Annotated in this window: 19 protein-coding genes and 2 tRNA genes; 20 read left to right on the forward strand and 1 reads right to left on the reverse strand. The window is 60.0% G+C overall.

Annotated elements, in window-relative coordinates; all coding sequences use genetic code 11:
- The first annotated feature begins 2 nt into the window (after positions 1-2).
- The 18 genes from ACESSC_RS00870 (at position 3) to ACESSC_RS00955 (ending at position 22,112) form a co-directional block, all read left to right on the forward strand.
- Complete coding sequence (locus ACESSC_RS00870) at positions 3-743, forward strand: ABC transporter ATP-binding protein (RefSeq protein ID WP_373160860.1); 741 nt, start codon at positions 3-5, stop codon at positions 741-743.
- A 279-nt stretch (positions 744-1,022) separates the two neighbouring features.
- The gene (locus ACESSC_RS00875) at positions 1,023-2,705 is read left to right on the forward strand and encodes an ABC transporter ATP-binding protein (protein WP_373160862.1); all 1,683 of its coding nucleotides are present in this window, start codon (positions 1,023-1,025) and stop codon (positions 2,703-2,705) included.
- Between the two features lie 186 nt (positions 2,706-2,891).
- The gene (gene rpmE / locus ACESSC_RS00880) at positions 2,892-3,317 is read left to right on the forward strand and encodes a 50S ribosomal protein L31 (protein ID WP_006235303.1); all 426 of its coding nucleotides are present in this window, start codon (positions 2,892-2,894) and stop codon (positions 3,315-3,317) included.
- Between the two features lie 342 nt (positions 3,318-3,659).
- A complete protein-coding gene (gene secA / locus ACESSC_RS00885; protein WP_373160864.1) occupies positions 3,660-6,467 on the forward strand; it encodes a preprotein translocase subunit SecA in 2,808 nt (935 codons plus the stop codon).
- Positions 6,467-7,615: a peptide chain release factor 2 gene (prfB, locus tag ACESSC_RS00890; protein ID WP_373160866.1), complete on the forward strand. Its 1,149-nt coding sequence runs from the start codon at positions 6,467-6,469 to the stop codon at positions 7,613-7,615. Before secA ends, prfB begins: the two co-directional genes overlap by 1 nt.
- A gap of 167 nt (positions 7,616-7,782) precedes the next feature.
- Entirely contained in the window at positions 7,783-8,673 is an 891-nt protein-coding gene (locus ACESSC_RS00895) for a YitT family protein (protein WP_138375120.1), read from the forward strand.
- 246 nt (positions 8,674-8,919) lie between these two features.
- Positions 8,920-9,750, forward strand: coding sequence for a transketolase (locus ACESSC_RS00900; protein WP_118079460.1), 831 nt, complete (start codon positions 8,920-8,922; stop codon positions 9,748-9,750).
- 1 nt (position 9,751) lies between these two features.
- Positions 9,752-10,693: a transketolase family protein gene (locus ACESSC_RS00905; protein WP_373160868.1), complete on the forward strand. Its 942-nt coding sequence runs from the start codon at positions 9,752-9,754 to the stop codon at positions 10,691-10,693.
- Between the two features lie 451 nt (positions 10,694-11,144).
- On the forward strand, positions 11,145-12,365 hold the full coding sequence (ftsE, locus tag ACESSC_RS00910; RefSeq protein WP_117797451.1) for a cell division ATP-binding protein FtsE: 1,221 nt from the start codon (positions 11,145-11,147) through the stop codon (positions 12,363-12,365).
- A complete protein-coding gene (gene ftsX, locus ACESSC_RS00915; RefSeq protein WP_373160869.1) occupies positions 12,352-13,272 on the forward strand; it encodes a permease-like cell division protein FtsX in 921 nt (306 codons plus the stop codon). Before ftsE ends, ftsX begins: the two co-directional genes overlap by 14 nt.
- 135 nt (positions 13,273-13,407) lie before the next feature.
- On the forward strand, positions 13,408-15,543 hold the full coding sequence (locus tag ACESSC_RS00920; RefSeq protein WP_373160870.1) for a ribonuclease R family protein: 2,136 nt from the start codon (positions 13,408-13,410) through the stop codon (positions 15,541-15,543).
- Positions 15,544-15,720: 177 nt separating this feature from the next.
- Positions 15,721-16,326: a recombinase family protein gene (locus ACESSC_RS00925; protein WP_373160872.1), complete on the forward strand. Its 606-nt coding sequence runs from the start codon at positions 15,721-15,723 to the stop codon at positions 16,324-16,326.
- A gap of 104 nt (positions 16,327-16,430) precedes the next feature.
- Positions 16,431-17,012, forward strand: coding sequence for a VanZ family protein (locus ACESSC_RS00930; protein ID WP_158566981.1), 582 nt, complete (start codon positions 16,431-16,433; stop codon positions 17,010-17,012).
- Between the two features lie 204 nt (positions 17,013-17,216).
- Positions 17,217-18,068, forward strand: coding sequence for a MurR/RpiR family transcriptional regulator (locus tag ACESSC_RS00935; RefSeq protein ID WP_099432014.1), 852 nt, complete (start codon positions 17,217-17,219; stop codon positions 18,066-18,068).
- Positions 18,069-18,078: 10 nt separating this feature from the next.
- The gene (murQ, locus tag ACESSC_RS00940) at positions 18,079-19,002 is read left to right on the forward strand and encodes an N-acetylmuramic acid 6-phosphate etherase (protein ID WP_373160874.1); all 924 of its coding nucleotides are present in this window, start codon (positions 18,079-18,081) and stop codon (positions 19,000-19,002) included.
- Between the two features lie 57 nt (positions 19,003-19,059).
- The gene (locus ACESSC_RS00945) at positions 19,060-20,490 is read left to right on the forward strand and encodes a PTS transporter subunit EIIC (RefSeq protein WP_035137407.1); all 1,431 of its coding nucleotides are present in this window, start codon (positions 19,060-19,062) and stop codon (positions 20,488-20,490) included.
- Positions 20,491-20,607: 117 nt separating this feature from the next.
- A complete protein-coding gene (locus ACESSC_RS00950; RefSeq protein WP_373160876.1) occupies positions 20,608-21,660 on the forward strand; it encodes a MupG family TIM beta-alpha barrel fold protein in 1,053 nt (350 codons plus the stop codon).
- A gap of 92 nt (positions 21,661-21,752) precedes the next feature.
- Complete coding sequence (locus ACESSC_RS00955; protein WP_117583016.1) at positions 21,753-22,112, forward strand: arsenate reductase family protein; 360 nt, start codon at positions 21,753-21,755, stop codon at positions 22,110-22,112.
- A 134-nt stretch (positions 22,113-22,246) separates the two neighbouring features.
- Here ACESSC_RS00955 and ACESSC_RS00960 read toward each other — a convergent pair whose 3' ends face one another.
- The gene (locus ACESSC_RS00960) at positions 22,247-22,657 is read right to left on the reverse strand and encodes a hypothetical protein (protein WP_373160877.1); all 411 of its coding nucleotides are present in this window, start codon (positions 22,655-22,657) and stop codon (positions 22,247-22,249) included.
- Between the two features lie 265 nt (positions 22,658-22,922).
- Here ACESSC_RS00960 and ACESSC_RS00965 point away from each other — a divergent pair.
- Together ACESSC_RS00965 and ACESSC_RS00970 are read left to right on the forward strand one after the other, a co-directional pair.
- A tRNA-Gln gene (locus ACESSC_RS00965) sits at positions 22,923-22,996 on the forward strand.
- A gap of 17 nt (positions 22,997-23,013) precedes the next feature.
- Positions 23,014-23,090: transfer RNA gene (locus ACESSC_RS00970), tRNA-Glu, on the forward strand.
- The last annotated feature ends 43 nt before the right edge of the window (positions 23,091-23,133 follow it).

The raw sequence follows: 23,133 nt of genomic DNA on the forward strand, positions 1-23,133 counted from the left end.
CGATGATTGGCCTTCAAACGCTGACGATCTCTTATGGAAAGAAGGTGCTCGTAGATTCGGTGGACGCTGAGTTTGCCCCGGGTACGGTCTACGGTCTCGTCGCTCCGAACGGGCATGGAAAGACGACGTTGCTACGTGCGATGGCAGGTTTGCCGGGTCCTCGCGTGGACGGGAGCATCGTTCTGGATGAGGTGCAGGGTACGGGTGCGAGAGAGGTCCGTTCTATGATCTTCTATGCACCTGGTGAGGGGACGCTGCTGTATCCCGGATTGCATGCGGAAGATCACCTCAAGATGGTTTGCGATATGTGGCCGCATGCTCGCGATATCGAAGAGATAGTGGAACAAACGCAGATAGGCGAGTTCGCGAAGATGAGGATCCGCACTCTGAGCCAGGGCATGAAGCAGCAGCTTACCCTGGCGATTGCGTATGCGACGGGTGCGCGGTACCTTCTATTAGATGAGCCCATGAACGCGCTCGACCCCAGCAGGGTGGACTTGCATTCCGAGATTCTCAGGAAGCTGGCCGATTCTGGTACGTGCATCATCATGTCATCCCACATCTTGGATTCGGTCGATAGGCTGTGCGATGAGATTCTGTTTTTGAAGGATGGGAGGCTCATTAGAAGCATTCCGCAAGATGATGCTGCGCCGAAGTCTCCTGGATCCCATTTCGCAAAGCCTGCCGGACGCGCCGAGGGTGCGCTAAGCACGTATCGGCGACTCTACGAAAAGGGCGGGTAGAAATGCAAGTTAAAAATCTATGTGGCCAATGTGATACCGTTGAACCCGCGTATCGATACCGCTCAGCCATTCGCCTCGCCCCCGTCGCACGCATCTTCATTCGGTCTGTCATTATTAATCTAACGATGATTTGAGAAATGTAGGTGCTTCTAAATGTACTGTCGACTTCTTCTCAAACTAATCCTAAGAGACAAGGCCGTATGGATCTCTACGCTCGTTCTTGCCGCAGCCTTCTCCATCCCCATTGCGTTCAATTCACCCATTTACGGCCCCTTCTTTATGAAGCAGGGCATGCAGGGCTTTGTCGACGCATTCAATACGCGCGCGCCCCAGGCCAGCGGCACAGACCTATCTCCAGAGCAGCAAAATGACGCGGAGCTTGCAAGATACGCGAACGCCGCCCTTGCCGCTCAAACCGACGCCGCCTTTCTCGATTCTGCCGAGAGCTACTACGCGCTCATGGGCGAAGGCTTCCAATCCGGATCCATCGTGGGAGACCGAGAGACCAATGACGCGGCGCTCGCATATTGCCGTGCTCTGAGCAGTTCCGGCATCACGCACATTCCAGTCTCCGCAAGCGATCTGCCATTCCTTTCCTTCCTGCCTTACGCCATTGCCATGGTGCCGTCTTTCCTTCCCTTCATTCCCTTCCTTCTCTCGTCGATACTCCTGCTCGGGGCCACAAGGCCTGCGACCCTGGCGGCGAAGGCGCCCGTGCCCAAATTCCGGCGCCTTATTCAGATCGTGTTTTCGATAATCGTCGCGGGGACCGCGATGCTCCTCGCCGGCCTCGCACCCGGGGGCATTTACGCCTTGGTCCTAAACGGCTTCGGGCAAATTGGGTACCCGATCGCCTTCTTCCATGACGGCGCGCTTACCACCACGACCGCGGGAAACGTCTTCACAGCCCTGCTTCTCGCGCTGCTTGCGGGCGGAACCTTGATATCCGTTTGCTCCGCCGTCCTATCGACCGCAACGAGGCGCGTCCTCGCGGGCCCCCTTGCCTCCGCGCTGCTTGTCGCGGCCCCGGCATTCCCGTTATTGTCCGATTCGGCACTGGAGCATAACGCCGCGCTCAATCTCCTGCCGCTGGCCGTATTCTCGCCTATCGAGGCAACGGGCTACGTGGGATGCTTCCCGACAGAATTCATTGGCTCCGGTTCAGGCAGCGCATCGATGCTTGCCGTGGCCCTGGCATACGTCGCGGTCCTTTTTACGGTCGGCGCCGTTGCGACACGTTCGCCCAAACAGCCTGGACCCGCGAAAAAGCACCATGGGCTCGAGCTTCTGGACGCGAGCGTGGGATACGGGAGCACGACGATACTTTCAATCGGGTCGCTTTTCCTGAGCCCGGGAACGGCGGCGGGCCTCGTCGCTCCCAACGGCTCGGGGAAAACCACCCTTCTTGAAGCGCTGTCGGGCCAATTTCCCACCCGCATCCGCTCGGGAAGCCTGGCGGCAGACGGAATCTGCCAACGTCGATCAGCCGAATTTGCAGAACTCGTCTACCTGAGCTCTTCGGGCAGCGCGGATCTCTATCCCACGCTATCGGCCATCGAGCACCTTGCTTTCGTTAGGGAGGCGTGGAAATCGGCCGCCGACATCGACTCGCTCTGCAGCTCCCTCGGAATCTCCCCATATCTCGACAAGCCGACCCGTAAACTCTCGACAGGAATGAAGCAGCAGGTAAAGCTTGCCATGGCGATAGCGACCGATTGCCCGTACCTCATCCTCGATGAACCGCTGAACGGCCTCGATCCGGGAAAGCGGAAAACCTCCTGCGACGCGATGCGCAGCGAGGTGGCGCGGGGACGCAGCGTGCTCATTTCAAGCCATCTGCTCGACGACCTGGCAGACCTCACCAACTCGTTCTACTTCATCGAGGACGGCACGCTCGTGGAAAAGATCAAGTCGTCCTCGCAGACGCTCAAGCAGGAATACCTCGATACATACGAGAGATGAATGTGGGGGAGTGTTCGGATGAAGTTGATATTTAAGGTCCAGCTCGTGTTGTGCCGAAAAGACCGTGAACCTTTTGTGGGACACGCGGCGCCGTGGTACCATAGCCGAGTTTGTTGTCTTGGTCGGAAACCAAGACGCCTTATGCGCTGATCGGTAACCAGCGCCTGACCAATAAGGAGTCCTACCATGAAGCAGGGTATCCATCCCCAGTATGTCGAGTGCACGGTGACGTGCTCCTGCGGCAACACCTTCAAGACGCACGCTACCGTGTCCGAGATGAAGGTCGAGCTTTGCAACGAGTGCCACCCGTTCTACACCGGCCAGCAGAAGTTCGTCGACACCGGTGGACGCGTCCAGCGCTTCGCCGACAAGTTCGGTGGCGCCGCTGCCGCTCAGCTCAAGAAGGCCGAGGAGGCCAAGGCTGCCAAGGCCGCCAAGGCTGCTGAGGCCGAGGCCGCTCGCAAGGCCGCCGCTGAGGCTAAGGCTGCCGAGAAGGCTAAGCGTGCCGCTAAGTTTGCCGAGGAGGCTGCCAAGCAGGCCGCCGAGGCTCCCGCAGAGGCTCCCGTCGAGGAGGCCGCTGCCGAGGCCGAGACCACCGAGGCTGCTGAGTAAATAGCTCGCCGCGGAAACACTCGCATTCATGGCATAAGGGCCGCGCATCCATTTGGGTGCGCGGCCCTTTTCTTTTTATTGGTGCAAGCTAACCCGTCCCCATTGCACCAGGTTGGTGCGAATGGGACAGGTTGATTTGCGCCAAATGGCAGAGAGAGGCAGCGTTTTCCCAGATAAAAGCTGCCAAAATAAACCAGTCCCTTTTTGGCAGGCTGTCGTAGTTATTACGTGGTCGAGCGTGTCGACCGCATAGGCGGCGCCTTGTTTGGCTAAAGTACAAATATCTGTGTTTAACTCGTCCAAGGTTTCATGCCGCGGGCGATGGCCAAAAAGGAAAACCACATGGGATTCATGTCAAAGCTGCTGTCCTTTGGATCCGATAAGGACCTTAAGCGCTACTACAAGATCGTCGACCAGATCAACGGTCTTGAGCCCCAGTTTGAGAAGATGACCGAGGAGGAACTCCGCGGCCAGACCGATAAGTTCCGCGAGCGTTACGCCAACGGCGAGTCGCTCGACGACATGCTCCCCGAGGCTTTTGCCACCGTGCGCGAGGCTTCCAAGCGCATCACGGGCATGCGTCACTTTGACGTACAGCTCATCGGCGCCATGGCGCTGCACGAGGGGCATATCGCCGAGATGAAGACCGGCGAAGGCAAGACGCTCGTCTCCACGCTGGCCGGCTACCTCAACGCTATTGCCGGCAAGGGCGTGCACGTCGTTACTGTCAATGATTACCTTGCCAAGCGCGACTCCGAGTGGATGGGCCGCATCTACAAGTACCTGGGCATGACCGTCGGTCTGCTCCAGAACAACATGCCGCTCGAGCTCAAGCGTCCGGCCTACCAGGCAGACGTCACCTACGGCACCAACTCCGAGTTCGGTTTCGACTACCTGCGCGACAACATGGTCACCCGCCCCGAGCAGCGCGTACAGCGCGGCCACAGCTACGCCATCGTCGACGAGGTCGACTCCATCCTGATCGACGAGGCACGTACCCCGCTCATCATCTCGGGCGCCGGCACCAAGTCCGCCAGCACCTACAAGGACTTCGCGCGTGCCGTGCGCGGCCTTGAGCGCGGCGAGGACGTGTCGCACGACATGCTCACCGCCACCGAGGACGTTGAGCCCACGGGCGACTACGTCATGGACGAGGCCAAGCACACTATCGCCGCCACCGAGCGCGGCCTTAAGAAGATTGAGCGCCGCTTGGGTATCGATGACATCTATGCCGATCTCTCCGGTCAGCTGGTCAACCACCTGCAGCAGGCGCTGAAGGCCCAGTACATGTTCCACCGCGACAAGCAGTACGTGGTCACCAACGGCGAGGTCAAGATCGTCGACGAGTTCACCGGCCGCATTATGGAAGGCCGCCGCTACTCCGAGGGCCTGCATCAGGCCATCGAGGCCAAAGAGGGCGTGCTCGTGCGCGAGGAGAACCAGACGCTGGCCACCATCACCTTGCAGAACTACTTCCGTCTGTATGACAAGCTCTCCGGCATGACCGGTACGGCACTCACCGAGGATGCCGAGTTCCGCGAGATCTACAAGCTGCCCGTCGAGGTCATCCCCTCCAACAAGCCCGTGCAGCGTGTTGACCACGAGGACCTGGTGTACCGCACCATCCAGGCCAAATACAACGCCGTTGCCGACGACGTCGAGCGACGTCACGCCAAGGGCCAGCCGGTCCTGGTGGGCACCGTCTCCATCGAAAGCTCCGAGAAACTGTCGGCCGCCCTTACCAAGCGCGGCATCGCGCACGAGGTCCTCAACGCCAAGCACCACGAGCGCGAGGCCCATATCGTTGCCCAGGCTGGTCGCTATGGCGCCGTGACCATCGCTACCAACATGGCCGGCCGCGGTACCGACATCTTGCTGGGCGGTAACCCCGACGAGCTGGTGCGCGAGCGCCTGGAGTACGAGGGCCTGACCATGGAGGACGTAACGCCCGAGCAGCTTGAGCAGTTTAACGCCGAGGCCAAGGAGACTTGCAAGGCCGAGCGCGAGCGCGTTCTTGCCGCCGGCGGCCTGACCGTTATCGGCACCGAGCGCCACGAGTCCCGCCGTATCGACAACCAGCTGCGCGGCCGTTCCGGCCGTCAGGGCGATCCGGGCGAGACCCAGTTCTACCTGTCGCTCGAGGACGATCTCATGCGTCTGTTTGGCGGCGACAAGATGGACCGCGTCTCCAAGATGATGGTCACGGCTGACATGGGCGACGATATGCCCATCCAGCACAAGATCATCTCCAAGGCTGTCGAGAGCGCCCAGCACAAGGTCGAGAGCATCAACTTCTCCATGCGTAAGAGCGTCCTTGAGTACGACGACGTCATGAACAAGCAACGCCAGGTCATCTACGCCGAGCGCAATAAGATTCTGGACGGCAAGGATCTGACCGACCACATCACCGAGGTCATGCACGATACCGTGTACCGCTGCGTGCAGGAGTTCTGCACCAAGGACAGTCACGATGGCGAGCGCGACCTGGAGGGCCTGCGCAAGTGGGTTGTGGAGCTCACCGGCCACATCGATACGCCGAAGTTCCCCGACGAGGATTATGAGGCCCTAGCTGCCGATGTCCTGGCTTACGTAGAGAAGTGCTACAACATGAAAGCCGAGCGCTTGGGCGAGGACCTGATGCGCGAGCTCAACACCCAGGTCATGCTGCGCGTCATCGATACCCGCTGGATGAACTACCTGCAGGAGATGGACTACCTCAAGACCGGCATCGGCCTGCGCGGCTTTGGCCAGCGCGACCCGCTGGTCGAGTACAAGACCGAGGCCTACGGCGCGTTCCAGATACTCGTCGACACCATGTACGAGGATTACCTGCGCACGGTTCTGCGCATCGAGATCAAGGCTGCCCCGCGTGTCGTGGAGCACAAGGAGGAGCCCGCGCTCGAGGGTGCGCACTTCTCCGGTCCTGCCGAGGTCGATGGTGACAACGGCGACTCGGTGCTGCGCAAGCAGGCGCAGGTGCAGGCCCGCACGGCTGTCCAAGGCGGACCGGCTGCCGTCAACAACGGTGGCAAGGTGACGACCTACCGCAAGTCCGAGAGCGACGATCCGTACGTCAACGTGGGCCGCAACGACCCGTGCCCTTGCGGTAGCGGTAAGAAGTTCAAGTACTGCCACGGCAGGAATCGTTAATGGCTGAGGCTTTAGAGGTAACGCCCGCCGAGCTGGACGCGTTTGCGGACCGGCTCGGTGAGGTTGAGTCGTACCTCCATTTGGATGAGAAGCGCACCCGCGTAACGGAGCTCGAGGCCAAAAGCGTCGCCCCGGGCTTTTGGGACGACGCCGATGCCGCTCGCGCCACGATGGAGGAGATCGCGCGCACCAAGGAAGATATCGCTGCCGTGGACACCGCGCGCGGCGAGCTTTCCGATGCCCGCGCTGCGCTGGAGCTTGCCGAGGAGATGGGGGATGACCCCGACGCCGTCGCATTGCGCGAGGAGGCTGCCGCTACGGCAGAACGCCTGGCCCGCGCCATCGACGAGCTTGAGCTTGCGAGCTGGTTTACCGGGGAGTTCGACCATGGCGACGCGATTGTGACCATCAAGCCCGGGCAGGGTGGTTTGGAGGCCCAGGATTGGACCTTCATGCTCTTTAAGATGTACATGAAGTACTGCCAGCGCCGCGGTTGGAAGGTCACCATCAACGATTGCCCCGCGGCCGAGGTCATTGGCATTGATCGCGCGACCTTTACCGTCGAAGGCAAGGATGCTTTTGGCATGCTTCGCGCCGAGGCCGGTGTCCACCGCCTGGTGCGCATTAGCCCCACCGACGACAAGAAGCGCCGCCAGACTACGTTTGCCGGCGTCGAGGTCATTCCGGTACTGCCCGACGATATCGATATCGAGATTAGTCCCGATGACATTCGCGTCGACGTGTACCATGCAAGCGGCCCGGGCGGCCAGGGTGTCAACACCACCGACTCCGCCGTGCGCGTGACGCATTTCCCCAGCGGTATCGTGGTCACGTGTCAAAACGAGCGCAGCCAGATTCAAAACAAGGCCGCGTGCATGCAGATCCTCAAGGCGCGCCTGTACGAGATTGAGCTCGAAAAGCGCGCCGAGGCCCTGGATGAGATTCGCGGACCCAAGACCACAATTGGTTTTGGCAACCAGATCCGCAGCTATGTGCTCTACCCGTACCAGATGGTTAAGGACCTGCGCACGGGCGTGGAGACCAGCAACGTCGAGGCAGTTCTTGACGACGGCGACCTGGATCCGTTTGTGATTGGCTATCACCGTTGGGCTACCGGCAACGCTGACGCGGAGGCCCCGTCTGCCTAAACCGCTCGGTTTAGGCGGAAATGGATCAAGGCCTTCCGAGCAGGGCGGTTTTGTATCCAGAACAAACCCTGCACAGGGGTGGTTTTTGTTTGGCGAATCGGTAGAATCGAATACATGAAGAAGTTCAAAGCGCATCCGATGGGGTGCGCTTTTTTGAGGGAGGCAGCATGGCATATCGTCTGGACATCAAGCGCATTCTTTCGATGAACTTCTTTCACGATCTGCCCCAGATCATGTTGGGGTGTGCCTTGGCCGCCATCGCGACCGACCTGTTTTTGATTCCCAACGGTCTTGCAGCCGGTGGCGTTACGGGCCTTGCGACGATTATCCAGGCGGTCGGCGCAGCGCGAGGCGTGTCGCTTCCCGTCGGTATCCAGACCATCGTGATGAATGCCTTGCTGCTGCTGGTCGTTATGCGCGAGGGCGGCATGTTCTATGTAGTGCAGACGGCGACGGGCTTTGTGCTGCTGGGCTTCTTTACCGATCTGTTTGCCCCGTTTGTAGCGCCTCTGGCACATGCGGACCTGATGCTTCCCGCTATGTGGGGCGGCATTATCACGGGCATTGGTTATGGCATGGTGTTGCGCGCCGGCGCCAACACCGGCGGCTCGGACACGATTGGCCAAATCATCTCGCGTAACACCTCGCTGCCGGTGGGCTCGACCGTCATGGCAATCGACGTTGCCGTATGCGCGGCATCTGCTCCGGTATTCTCGCTCGAAAATGCTCTATACGCAGGACTTTCGATGGTGATTAGCGGCTATGTTATCGATGCTGTGGTCGATGGCGGCAATAAGCGTCGTATGGTGCTCATCATCTCGGATAACTTTCCCGATATCGCGGCCGACATCATGTATGGTCTGGGCCGCGGCTGCACCAAATTAAAGGCGACCGGTATGTATTCGGGCGTCGAGAAGCCGGTGATCATGGTGATCGTTAGCCGTCGAGAGCTCAACACCCTCAAAACGATCGTGCGCGAGCGCGATCCTCACGCCATTGTGACGGTCGCCGACGTTACGGAAGCCTTCGGTGAGGGATTCAAGGACATTAACGCGTAGGCTGAATTTCGGTTTGCGGATCATTTTTGTGCCGGGGCGAGAGGTAGCCAGCGCATCCAAAAGACGTTCACATTGATAAACCGTTTCATCAGCGGTTCTGCCTGCTAAATTGTTCAAATAATGATAAAAACTCTGGTAAAGCCATCGGTTTCCAGCATAATGAATGACGTACGTGCATTGCGGCTGTGTTGGGATTACCTTCGGTGCCGTGCGCATCTTGTCTTAAGAGGATGAAAGGAAGGCACAATGAGCGACGAAGAGCTCAAAAAGGTTGCCAACGAGGTAAGGAAGGGCATCGTCACCGGCGTGCACGCTGCCAAGTCTGGCCATCCGGGCGGTTCGCTCGGCGCTGCCGACATCATGACCTATCTGTACTTTGAGGAAATGAACGTCGACCCGGCCGATCCCCGCAAGGCCGACCGCGATCGCTTCGTGCTTTCCAAGGGTCACTGCGCGCCTGGTCTGTACGCCGTGCTCGCCGAGCGCGGATTCTTCCCCAAGGAGGATCTCGAGACGCTGCGCCACATCGGCAGCCACCTGCAGGGTCACCCCAACATGAACGACACCCCGGGCGTCGACATGTCCACCGGTTCGCTCGGCCAGGGCATCTCCGCCGCCGTGGGCATGGCCGTTGCCGCCAAGCACTGGGGCGATACTTACCGCACCTACGCCCTGCTGGGCGATGGCGAGAGCGAGGAGGGCCAGGTCTGGGAGGCCGCCATGTTTGCCGGCAACCAGCAGCTCGACAACCTCTGTGTGATCGTCGACCACAACGGCCTACAGATCGACGGCCCCGTCGAGGAAGTCAACGATCCCATGCCGCTCGCCGACAAGTTCCGCGCCTTTAAGTTCCACGTGGTGGAGCTTGCCGACGGCAACGACTTCGATCAGATCCGCGCCGCCTTTGCCGAGGCTCGCGCCACCAAGGGACAGCCGACCGCCATTATCGCCGAGACCACAAAGGGCAAGGGCGTCTCCTTTATGGAGAACCAGGTGGGTTGGCACGGTAAGGCCCCCAACGATGAACAGTTTGAGCAGGCCATGGCAGAGCTCACGGCCGCCGGAGAGGAGCTCTAGGATGGCAGACGTCAAGAAAATCGCCACGCGCGTAAGCTACGGCGAGGCCCTCGTCGAGCTCGCCAACGAGCACGATGACTTTGTGGTCCTCGACGCCGACCTGGCCGCCGCCACGCAGACCGGTAAGTTTAAGGCAGCCTGCCCCGACCGCTTCTTCGATGTGGGCATTGCCGAGAGCAACCTGATGGGCGTTGCCGCCGGTATCGCAACCACCGGCCGCGTTGCCTTCGCGAGCACCTTTGCCATGTTTGCCGCCGGCCGCGCCTTTGAGCAGGTCCGCAACTCCATTGGCTACCCGCATCTCAACGTCAAGATCGGCGCCACGCACGCCGGTATCTCGGTGGGCGAGGACGGCGCCACGCACCAGTGCTGCGAGGATATCGCCCTGATGCGCGTCATTCCCGGCATGACCGTCGTCGTTCCCGCCGATGACGTCGAGGCCCGCGCCGTGACGCGCGCCGCCTACGAGTGCGACGGTCCCGTGTACATGCGCTTTGCCCGCCTGGCCTCGCCGGTCATCAACGACCCCGAGACCTACAAGTTCGAGTTGGGCAAGGGCATCGTTATGCGCGAGGGCGCCGACGTTACCATCATCGCCTGCGGTCTGATGGTCGGCGAGGCCCTCGAGGCCGCCGAGCAGCTCGCTGCCGAGGGCATCGACGCCGAGGTCATCAACATGCACACCATCAAGCCCATCGATGCCGACCTGATCGTCAAGAGCGCCACCAAGACCGGCCACGTCGTGACCGTCGAGGAGCACTCTGTGATCGGTGGCCTGGGCAGCGCCGTTGCCGATGTCCTGTGCGAGCAGTGCCCGACGCCGCTCAAGAAGATCGGCGTCAACGATACCTTTGGCGAGTCCGGCCCGGGCGCCGAGCTCCTGCACAAGTACGGCCTGGACGCCGCCAACATCGTGGCGACCACCAAGGAGTTCTTGGCATAAGGCAAGACGAGGCAAAGTATCGTCTCAACAACCACATCCAAGCCAGAACAGGGGCATCCCCAAAGAGGGCGCCCCTGTTTTTGTTGAATTTAAATTAGAGTCCTGCCAAGCAAAGTTCCCATGGGGAAACGGGCCCATCCCAACAAAGTGCAATTCAGACCCTTCCAACTTTGTATGCGCAGCATCTCAAGTTGGTGCGTCGGCCCCATAGTAGCCGCAGGCCGGGCGCAGGGTTACCTCCCAAATCTTTCCGCAGCGCAGGCCGGCGTTTGTCCGCAGCTCCGCAGGAGCAGGACAAATGCCGGCCATGCGCGAGGACGATTTGGGAGGTAACCCTGCGCCCGGCCGGTGGGATCCCAAAGCCCGCCATGCTTCTTATGTGCAGCAAAGCTAATGCTGCTAAAATGTAAAGCGCTCATGTAGTTTAAACGCACGACGATAAGGAGCACCAGTGGGTAACCACTTCCGTACCTCCGGTGCGGGCGATGATGCCCCCAAGACGCAGACAGGCGTCCAGGGCAGCCGTTTCGCCACTCCGGATTCAGAGGGCCAGCCTGTTGCTCAGGCCCCCGCTCAGCCGGCAGATCAGGCACAGCCGGCATCCGATCCCTTTGCCTACAATCCCACCAGCGATGTTGCGCTTTCCGGCACGGCGGGTTTTGAGCCCGTTCAGGCTGTGACCGCTCGCGTGGAGCAGCCTCAGGCTGGCGCCGCCGCGCCGCAGCCTAGCATGGCCGGCATTCCCGACCCCATGGCTCCTGCGACACCGGCTCCTCAGCCTGCGCAGTCTGGCCTCTTTGCCGCTATTCCCGATCCCACGCAGCCTGCTGCCCCGGTGGTCGAGAGCGATCAGGCAGCCGAGGTCGCAAGCCTCGATAACGCGCTCAACAACCCCGATTTTACGTCGGTGTTTGCGCCCATCGATCCGCAGGCCAGCCGCAAGAAGATGGCCAAGCAGGCCGGTGTCGAGCCCGTCATCCTTATGGAGCATGTCACCAAGATCTATCCGGCACAGCCCAACAAGCCTGCACTCGACGACATCAACATCGAGATCTATCCGGGCGAGTTCGTCTTCCTGGTCGGTCATTCCGGCTCGGGTAAGACCACGCTGCTGTCGACGCTCAACCGCGACGTCAAGCCGACGAGCGGCCGCATCCTGGTTGCCGGTCAGGACCTCATGAAGATCAAGAACCGCAAGGTTCCGTTCCTGCGCCGCCAGATTGGCGCCGTGTTCCAGGACTTTAAGCTTCTGCCGCAAAAGACCGCCTACGAAAACGTGGCGTTTGCCCTGCAGTGCATCGGCAAGCCCAAGGGCGTCATTCGCAGCCAGGTGCCCGAGGTGCTGCGTCTGGTCGGTCTGGCCGATCAGATGGACTCGCTGCCCGACCAGCTTTCCGGTGGCGAGCAGCAGCGCGTTGCCGTCGCCCGCGCTATGGTCAACCGTCCGCCGCTGCTGATCTGCGACGAGCCCACGGGTAACCTCGACCCGGCGATCTCACTGGGCATCATGAAGCTGCTCGAGCGTATTAACCGCACCGGCACCACCGTGATCGTCGCCACGCACGACCGCGAGATGGTCGATAGCATGCACCGTCGCGTGATCGCCCTCGAGGGCGGCCACGTTATCCGCGACCAGGAGAGGGGAGGTTACGGCAACTATGGCACCAACTAACGTGGGCTACTCCTTCAAAGAGGCAATCAGTCACTTCTTCCGTAACTGGACTACCTCGCTCGGCGCCGTCATCACGATCTTCCTTTCGTTGTTTATCATCGGCCTGTTCATCATGGGCTCCGCGATGCTGAACTCCGTGATCGGCACCGTCGAGGATCAGGTTGTCATCAACGCGTTCATTAGCGATGACGCCGATCAGGCCGATGTTCAGGCTTTTGAGGCCGAGCTTAAGACGTGGAGCAACGTCAAGTCCGTGACCTATAAGGACAAGGACGACGCGCTGGCCGAGTATACGAGCAAGATGTCGGGCAACGCCGACGCCACCATGAGCGCGCTCGATGGCCAGAACCCGCTGCCGGCTTCGTTTGCAATTGAGATGGACGATCCGTCCAAGGTCGAGAGCACGGCAGAGAAGCTCAAGAAGAACGCCGATTTCCAGAAGATCGCGGATGACGGCGACGTCAACGCGAGCGTGCTGTACGGCCAGGAGGAAGTGAGCCGCCTGTTCCAGGTGACCAACTACATCCGCATCGCCGCCGTGGTGCTCGTTGGCCTTCTGACCTTTATCGCATTCATCTTCATCAACAACACGATTCGCCTGTCCATCACGGCGCGTCGTCGTGAGATTGCGATTATGCGTCTGGTCGGCGCCAGCAACGGCTTCATTCGCGGCCCGTTTATCACCGAGGGCGTACTGCAGGCCATTTTGGGCTCGCTGCTTTCCATCGGCGTTCTGGAGCTGCTGCGCAATCTGATGATTCCGCGTTTGCAGGAGAGCATCGGCTGGATGTCGTTTGCCCTGCCGATGCAGTACTACCTGGTGACCTATGCTGCGCTGATTCTGGTCGGCGTGATTATCGGTCTCTTTGGTTCTGCCATAGCCATGCGCCGCTACCTGCGCGTGTAGGCATGCCTGGAATTCATCCCTTCCAACGGGTCGTCTCTTATGGGGCGGCCCGTTTTTTGATCTCTAGGGGACGGCAGGAAAGCGAATCATTTGGGTAGACTCTTTGGAGTTCGTCATCGATAGCAAGGAGGCGCCATGGGGCGCAATAACAAGCATAAGCGTGGAGCTCGCAATAAGCGCGGGCCGGTGCGCAGCGAACGCCGTCCGAGCCTGACCGGGCGCGTGCAGCTCCATGAGCATGGCGCCTATGTCATAACCGAGAGCGGCGACTACAAGGTTATGGGCCGCGGTAAGCGCGAGATCATGGATGGCGATACCGTTGCCGTGAGCATTAAGAACAGCCCGCACGGTGAGCGGCGCGCCGTGATCGAAGGCGTGGTTGAGCGCGCAGCCATAAGCGTGGTGGGTACGTACCAGACCGCTGGTCCGCTCGGTGTGATCGAGCCGCTCGATTCGCGCCTGAAGGCCGACTTCTTCATTCTGCCCGAGGATACCTCGGCGGATCGTCTGGGCGTCCACCCGGGTGATGCCGTTGTCGCGCGCATTTTGACCTACCCGACGCGCCTGGAATCGGGCACCGTGACGATCGAACGCCGCATTGGCGGAGATGACGCGCCCGATTTGGGCGTTCAATACGTGATGGCGCGTTACGGCTATACCGATAGCTATCCCGAGGCCGCGCTGGACGAGGCCGAGGGGCTTTCGCTCGATGTGTCCGCGGCGCTTAAGGACCCGCTCCGCCGCGATCTGCGCGACCGCTTTGTCATCACGATCGACCCGGTCGACGCGCGCGACTTTGACGATGCCATTTCGCTTGAGCGCACGCCCGAGGGTGGCTACAAGCTGGGTGTGCATATCGCTGACGTTTCTCACTATGTGGCCTGGGACGGGCATATCGATCTTGAGGCTCGCCATCGTACGACATCGGTGTATCTGGCCGATCGCGTGCTTCCCATGCTGCCCGAACGCCTGTCCTGTGACCTGTGTTCGCTTCGCCCTGACGAGGACCGTCTTGCGTTTACCGTTGACATTGAACTCGATGCGCAGGGTCGCGTGCGGCATTACGATCCGTACCCCAGCGTGATTCGCTCGCGTGTGCGTATGGACTATGACGGCGCCGAGGCGCTGCTGGTGCGTGCCGGCGCGGTGGAGTATGGGGTGCTGGAGGGTGCGGCCGAGGATGTTGCGGCTGCTGAGGCCTCGCGCGAGGAGGCGCTTGAGCGCGGTCTTGCGTGCGAGAAGGCCGCCCGCGGCTGCAACGTCGACCTCGGCAATTTCCTTGTCGCCGCCAACGAACTCGCCGAACTTCGCCGTCGTATTCGTCGCGTCCGCGGCTCAGTCGATTTTGACACGGCCGAGATTCGCGCTCTATTAGATGAGGACGGAGTACCCGTGCAGATTGTGGCGCGCGAGCGTTCGTGTGCCACGTCGCTTATCGAGGAAGCCATGCTGCTCGCCAACGAGTGCGTTGCAGAGTGGCTGGCAGACCGTGATATCGAGGCCTGCTATCGCGTGCATGAGGATCCGAGCCCCGATAGCCTGCACGGTGCCGCCGTTGCGCTGGCGCAGCTGGGCATCATCGACGATCGCCGTGCTGCCGGTATTGCCCTGGGGAGTCCCGATGAGCTGCAGGCTGCAGTTGATGCTGCCGCCGGTACGGCCAACGCACCGCTCGTCAACACGCTGCTTCTGCGCAGCATGCAGCGCGCGCTGTACAAGCCGCGCAACGAGGGCCACTTTGCGCTCGCCGCGCCGTGCTACTGCCACTTTACGAGTCCCATCCGTCGCTACCCCGATCTGGTGGTGCACCGCGTGCTCAAACTGCAGTTGGCCTATGAGCAGCTCGGCGGCAAGGACGCCTTGGTCCGTACGCCGCGGCTGATCGGCAAGGGGCGCGAGTCGCTGCCGCGCATTCTGCCGCAGATTTGCCGTGCGTGCAGCGATGCGGAGCGTGCGGCCGATGCCGCCAGCCATGCGACGCAAAAGATCAAGATTGCCCAGTACTATGAGGATCGCCTGGGCGAGCGCTATGCCGGAACGGTCTCATGGGTCAGCAGCATGGGCCTCTTTGTGCGCTTGGACCTGACGCAGGTCGAAGGCTTGGTTTCGATCAAGAGTCTGGGCAACGAGTGGTTCGAGTTCGACGAGGATGCGCTTACGCTGACGGGCGCCGACACGGGGACTCGCTATGAACTGGGCCAGCGCGTGATTATCGAGGTCTCGCGCGTCAATACCACGCGTGGGCACTTGGACTTTAAGCTTATCCATTAGCCAAATCTCGACTCATGGCGGGAGAGCGGAGGGCGGTCTTTCGGGGCCGCCCTCCGCATTTGGATCATGGCTACCTTGCCGTCTGCTCGGCCGCCCGCTTACCTGCTATTCGAGAGGTAAAACCTACCAAAATAAACCTGTCCCTTTTTGGCAGGTTTACAAGAAAGCGGGGATGAGATGGCGACGGTGTACGGTTATGCGCGGGTGAGTTCGCGCGATCAGAATCTTAATCGGCAGCTGGATGCGCTGGGCGCCTATGGCGTGGGCTCGGCGAATATTTATGCCGACCATGCGAGCGGCAAGGACTTCGATCGACCGCGCTATCGCGAGCTGCTGCACGTCCTGGGAGACGGGGACGTGCTGGTGGTGCTTTCTATCGACCGACTTGGTCGTAATTACTCCGAGATTCTTGAGGAATGGCGTCGCATTACCAAGGGGCTCGGGGTTGCCATTGTGGTGTTGGACATGCCATTGCTTGACACGCGCGCCAGGGCAAGCGGCACGCCGGATGTGACTAATACCCTGATTGCCGATATTGTGCTGCAACTGCTGAGCTACGTGGCGCAGGTGGAGCGCGAGAATATCCATCGGCGCCAAGCGGAGGGAATTGCAGCGGCGCGGGCGCGAGGGGTCCGTTTCGGTCGACCTCGCAAGCCGTGCCCTCCTCAGTTTGAGCTGGTGCGCGATAGCTATGAGGCGGGCGATATTACCCGCAGCCAGGCAGCAAAGTGCCTGGGCGTGTGCGTGGGGACGTTCGATCGCTGGATGCGCGAGGCGGGGTAGGGGTTTGCGTCGCTTTGTCGCTTCCTGTTGCGATTCAAATTTTGATACGGTGACGATGTCATTTGGGGCTACACTCGCTGATATTCAAAAAAGGAGGTAGGCCCTTGGCGCGCGTAAAACAAATAATCGGATGGACCGCGATCATTCTGTTCGCTGCAACGCTGGCGGGCATCTGGGTGCTGACGGAGCAAAATGCGGTGGAGACGTCGTTGCTGAGCGAGTCCACCGCGCGCGTGGTGGAGGGTCAGGCTACGGGCGTTCAGGCTGCCGATGCCACGGGTGAAGCTCAGACCGAGAACGGGATGACCGGGGGCATCGATTCGGCTGCCTCGAATGTCCGGTCTGGCCGACTTGCTTCCATTCGCATGTGGGTGGGCACGAACGTCCGTCGCGTTGCCCATACCGTAGAGTTTTTCTTCGTCGGATTGTTCGCCTCGGTGGCCGTGGTTTGCTTTTCCAGGCGTCCGTGGAGCGTTTGCTCCCGTTGCGTGCCCGTGTTGCTCTTTTGCGCCGTCTGCTCCGTTGGCGATCAGGTACATAAGATCTTTGTTCCCGGCAGGCATTTCGACGTTATCGATTTAGGATTCGATGCTGCGGGCTATGTCACCGCGATGCTGTTGGTATTGCTGGTCTCCGCATGGGTGCACCACGAGACGCGCCCCATCGGCGCCCATGCGAGGCGCTAGCCGGTAACAAACCCGTTTCTGATCATGCGACCTTGTTGAATTATTTTGTGTCGCGCGTATTTCCGAGCGGTCGGATTTGAGGGGCGAGCGGTAGAACGCTCGTCCTTTGTGCGCCACGATGCGGCACAATGTACCGTAAAAGCTGTTTGTATTCGGTACGAATCGTTCGTTGGTCTTTAATTCTTCTCAACGGAGGTGTTTGAGATGGCAAACGGATTGCTTTTGCGGCTTCGCGAGCGTGAGCTCAGCGCGAGCCCGGCGGAACGCAATGTCATCGCATATGTGAGCGCTCATCCGCACGAGGTGGTCGGGCTGTCCGTCCGCGGTCTTGCCGATGCCACGTTCTCCTCGCCCTCGAGCATTTTGCGCTTTTGCAAGCGTTTGGGTTTTGCGGGCTACAAGGAGTTCCAGCGCGAACTGATTGCCGAGCTGGCGCTCTTAGGTGACAAGAAAGACGTAGCCCTCGAGGACATCTCCATGGATGACAGCGTCGAACGTATCGTGGGGAAGGTGATGAAAAGCAACGTGCGCACGATCGAAGCGACGGCGCGAACGCTCGATTACACCGTCTTGGAGCGATGCGCGGCCTATCTTAAGCGGGCGCGCGCAGTCAATCTGTTCGGTATCGGTGCCTCTCGTTTGGTCGCGCACGATCTGGCGCAAAAGCTCATGCGTGTCGACAAAGAGTGCCATCTGTACGACGACTGGCATGATCAGCTCTTGTGTGCCAAGAACATGCATGAGGGCGATATGGCAATCGCCTTTAGCTACTCGGGCTTGACGCAAGAGGTGCTGGACTGCACCGCCGAGGCCCAACGTCACAACTGTCCCGTTGTGGCCGTGACCAAAGTAGATGGATCATCCAAGCTTGCCACCATGGCCGATGCCGTGCTCGGCGTCGCTGCGAGTGAGCCCTTGGTCCGCAGCGGTGCCATGGCTTCGCGTATGGCCCAGCTTATGGTTGTCGATGCCCTGTACGCTGCTTACGTTGCCAGCGACTACGAACGGGCGACGCATGTCATTAAGCAAAACTACATCGAGAAACAGGAAAGATGAGGTGAATGAAATGCTCGATTTAACAAAATTCACGACCGAACAGCGTAATCAAAGGTCTATGGACCTCGATACGATGACATCGCTGCAAATCGTTACGACGATGAACGATGAGGATCTTCGTGCCGTCCAGTCGGTCACAAAAGTGCTGCCCCAGGTTGCCACAGCAATCGACTGGGCTGCTGAGGCACTCGAGCGCGGCGGGCGCGTCTTTTACATGGGCGCAGGCACCAGCGGTCGTCTGGGCGTACTCGACGCTTCGGAGTGTCCGCCCACGTTTGGCGTGTCACCCGATCTGATTGTCGGGCTCATTGCCGGAGGCGAGACGGCGTTTATCAAGGCTGTCGAAGGTGCCGAAGACAGCGAGGAGCTTGGCGCGAGCGACCTGCGGGGGCGTGGACTCTCGGACAAGGATCTTGTCGTTGGCCTGGCGGCAAGCGGTCGTACTCCCTATGTGGTGGGCGGCCTTGTGTACGCCAAGGCAACTGGGTGCAAGACCATTGCAATTGCCTGCAACCAAGGGTCGAAGATCGGGGAGAGCGCAGATCTTGCCATTGAACCCGTGCCCGGTCCCGAGGTGCTGACCGGCTCAACGAGGCTCAAGGCGGGAACGGTTCAAAAGCTCATTCTCAACATGATTTCGACCGGTGCCATGGTCAAGATCGGCAAGGTATACCAAAACCTGATGGTCGATGTGCAGCAGACGAACGAGAAGTTGGTGGTGCGCGGCCAGAACATCGTGATGGAGGCGACCGGCTGCACGCGCGAGCGCGCTATTCAGGCGCTTGCAGATGCTGGCGGCCACGTAAAAACCGCTATTGTCTCGGTACTGCTGGGCTGCGATGCCGAGCAGGCTGCGGTAGCTCTTGAGCGAGCGAGAGGCCATGTCCGTGCTGCGGTGAGTGGCCATGAGAAGAGCAATGCCGATGCCCAATAGGTGCGCGGCGTGAGCTGATAAGACATCCAGACGAGATACCCAATACAAGGAGGAGTTATGACGAACAAAGAGCTGGCTCAAAAGCTGCTGGACCTTTTGGGCGGTAAAGACAACGTGTTGGCAAACGCGGCGTGCATGACGCGCCTGCGCGTGACCGTCAAAGACACGGGCAACGTCGACACGGAGGGTATTAAGGCACTCGACGGCGTGATGGGCTTGGTCGAGGACGACACGATGCAGATCGTGCTGGGTCCGGGCAAGGTGAATAAGGTGCTCGAGGAGTTCTCCAAGCTCACCGGCCTTGCGAAAGGCGTTGCTGACGAGAGCGTGGTTGACGCTGCGGCCACAAACAAGGCCGCGCAGAAGGCAAAGTACGAGTCCAAGCCGGTTCAGGCCTTCCTCAAGAAGATTTCCAATGTCTTCGTCGCCCTGCTTCCCGGCATCATTGCGGCTGGCCTCATCAACGGTATCTGCAACGTCATTAACGTCTCGACGGCAGGCGCGCTTGCAGGCGAGTGGTGGTACCAGGGCATTCGTTCCATGGGCTGGGCCCTGTTTGCCTATCTGCCCATCTTGGTGGGCTATAACGCGGCACGTGAGTTTGGCGGCTCCGCTGCGCTGGGCGGCATCGCCGGCATGATGTGTATCGCTAACAGTGCCATGCCCCTGCTTGCGCCTGGCGCGGCCGATCCTGCCACTGCCATTCTGCTGCCGCTCACCAATGCGCAGTACAACCCCGCAGCGGGCGGCATGATCGCGGCTCTTATCGCTGGCGCATTTTTTGCCTGGATGGAGCGTCAGATTCGCAAGGTTATGCCCAACGCGCTCGACACGTTCTTGTCCCCGCTGCTGGTGCTCATCATCGGCGCCTTTGCTCTGATGCTCGTCATCCAGCCGGTTGGCGCATGGCTGACGACTGCCATCTTTAGCGTTTTGACCTTTATCTTCGAGAAGCTGGGCGTCCTGGGTGGCTATATCCTGTCGGCAGGCTTCTTGCCGCTGGTTTCCGTCGGCCTGCATCAGGCGCTCACGCCGATCCACGCTATGCTCAACGATCCCGACGGCGCTACCAAGGGTATCAATTACCTGCTTCCCATCCTTATGATGGCTGGCGGCGGCCAGGTCGGTGCCGGTTTGGCGCTGTACTTTAAGACCAAGAACGCCAAGCTCAAGAAGTACGTTGCAGAGTCCATTCCCGTTGGAATCCTGGGTGTGGGCGAGCCTCTGATGTATGCCGTTACGCTGCCGCTCGTTCGTCCGTTTGTGACGGCCTGCCTGGGTGCCGGATTTGGCGGCGCGCTCGCGGCGCTGCTTCACATCGGCACGGTTTCTCAGGGCGTTTCCGGTCTGTTTGGCCTGCTGATCGTCGTTCCTGGTCAGCAGCTCGGCTACGTTGCCGCTATGCTGCTTGCCTATGCCGCCGGCTTTGTCCTGACGTGGTTCTTTGGCGTCGACGAGCAGAAGATCAACGAGTTCTTTGGCGAGTAGTTTGATATCGCGAGCCGTGTTGCTCAGGGCTCGCGGCGCGCGGCAGATTTCTTGATGCTATGGTTGTGCCGGCGGGGCTAACTGCTCCGCCGGCCTTTTTTAAAGGAGTGTTGAAGCGTGAAAACGGGTATTTCGATTTATCTTTCCAACCCTCTGCAGGATATTGAGCGGACGATTGAACACGGTGCCGCGGCGGGTGCGCGCTATGCGTTCACCTCGCTGCATATTCCCGAGGATGGGGGAGCGGCGTATACCGATAAGGTCCGTCATGTGCTGTCGCTGCTTTCCGCCCGCGGCATTGCGCTCATTGCCGATGTGGGGCCGCGCACGTGCGATTTGCTCGGGCTTGAGCGCATCGAGGACCTGCGCGATCTGGGGTTGGAATACCTTCGTTTGGACTATGGCTTTAGCGCCCGGCGGGTCGCGGAGCTGTCCGGTGTATTTCGCATTGTGGTCAATGCATCGACGGTGAGTTCTGATGAAATCGCATCGTGGCGTGAGGCCGGTGCCGATGTGACTCGTTTTGCCGCCTGCCACAATTTTTACCCCAAGCCTTATACCGGTTTAGCTCTGGAGGACATTGCTCGGGTGAATCTTCGTCTTGCGGCGCTTGGATTCGAAATCATGGCTTTTGTGCCGGGCGATGCTAACGTTCGCGGGCCGGTATTCGAGGGACTGCCGACGGTCGAGACGCAGCGCGGTCGCGCGTCAAAGGTTGCTCTCAATATGCTTGAGCTTGCACATGGCGCCGATTGCGACATTGTGTTGGTCGGCGACCCCGATCTTTCCGATGCGGGCTGGGCGCAGTTTGCTCAAGTTTCCGCCGGATACGTGGACCTGCAATGCGAGCTTGAGCCCGGTTATGCCTATGTGCGCGGGCAGATTCATCGCGACCGGCCCGACTCGAGTGTCCTCATCTTTAGGTCTCAGGAGTCACGTACGACGCTTAAGCCGGATTCCGTGCCGATGGATGCCGGTGCCGGCCTGTCACGAAAGACGGGGTCGATCGCTGTGAGCAATAGCGGCTATGGGCGCTACGAAGGCGAGCTTGAGATTGCGCGGGTCGATCTTCCCGGTGACGAGCGCATGAACGTTGCGGGTCATATCACGCCCGAGGCAATGGAGCTGCTGCCGTTCATCAAACGCGGATTCGGGGTACGGTTCGTTTAGCGTATGACCCGTGGGCTACAATTGGCCCATCATGCGAAGGCGCCTCGTGTGGCGTGTGCCTGCGTTGGCCGATCTATATTCGGAGGATTTCCATGACCGTACTGTTTGTTGAATATCCCAAGTGCTCGACCTGCAAGAAGGCCAAGGCATGGCTGGACGAACACGGGGTAGAGTATATCGACCGCGATATCGTTTTGGACAATCCCACGGCTGATGAACTTGCGACCTGGATTGCTCGTTCGGGGCTGCCGGTGCGACGCTTCTTCAACTCGTCGGGCATGAAATATCGAGAGCTGGGCCTGAAGGCGCGTCTGGATGCGGGCATGACGGATCGGGAGTGCTACGAGCTGCTAGCGACCGACGGTATGCTGGTCAAGCGTCCGCTGCTGGTGGGCGACGACTTTGCGATCCCCGGCTTTAGGGAAGCGGCTTGGACCGAGGCGTTGCTGTAGCGGCTACGGAAAGTGCGACCCGTTTTGAGCTTCGATTACGGGATACGGTTTCCGGTTGAGGGCTCGATGGGAAAGTGGGGACCGGTTTGAGCTTGAGATCTGGGACGCACTTTCCGCCGGCAGGCTTGCCCCGGTCAGTCCTCCAACTGCGCCCATTCGTGCGGATCGTAGACCTTTACGTGCTTGTTGGGCTTGCTGCTCCAGTACTCCTCGTCCATAAAGGGCAGATATGCCTGAACGCCGGGGCAGATAAAGGGGATCCGCTGCTGTTGCAGTCGCTCGCGCTGGCGCTGCTCCAGGTGCGCCTCGGATATGACGGTCGGCATACCGGACAGCTCGACGAGGCTTGCCTGGATTCGCTTAAGGTCGGGGAGTCCAGCGTGCCATGACATCCGCATGATCAAAAAGGATGCACGGCGATATTTTGCCTGCATCACAGTAATGGCGGGGCGTAACGTGGGGTGAATTTTATCGCTGTCAGGCCATGGGGCGGCGCTTATCTCGAGACCGAGGGCCTCCCACAGGTAATCAAGATCTTCATTCATGGTGCCTCGATATCCGTGCAATGATGACAGTTCGATTGTGCCATCCACCGTGAGTGCTGCATTGTTGTAATCTACCAGCGGTAGATGTGGGGTGTTTTACGGGCTTTGGCGCCGTACGTGTCGCTGGCGCTTCACAGGTCCTTCACGTGTTGGCCGTATTTGACTGAATTTCAAAAAAGTCAAAATTGGGGCTTGCGTCACGGCCGGACTTCCCGTATATTTCTTTCTTGCGCAAAGGCACAGCCGAGCGCAGCGATGCAGTCATTGGGATGTCGTCTAATGGCAGGACAGCGGATTCTGGTTCCGTCAATGGGGGTTCGACTCCCTCCATCCCAGCCATTGCATTTGCTACATATGGCCCGTTCGTCTAGCGGTTTAGGACGCCGCCCTCTCAAGGCGGAGATCACCAGTTCGAATCTGGTACGGGCTACCAAAATTGAACGCCCGGGCCTCGTAAGAGACCCGGGTTTTGTGTA

Origin of the sequence: Collinsella aerofaciens (assembly GCF_964243765.1) — a bacterium.
Classification (GTDB): domain Bacteria; phylum Actinomycetota; class Coriobacteriia; order Coriobacteriales; family Coriobacteriaceae; genus Collinsella; species Collinsella aerofaciens_BU.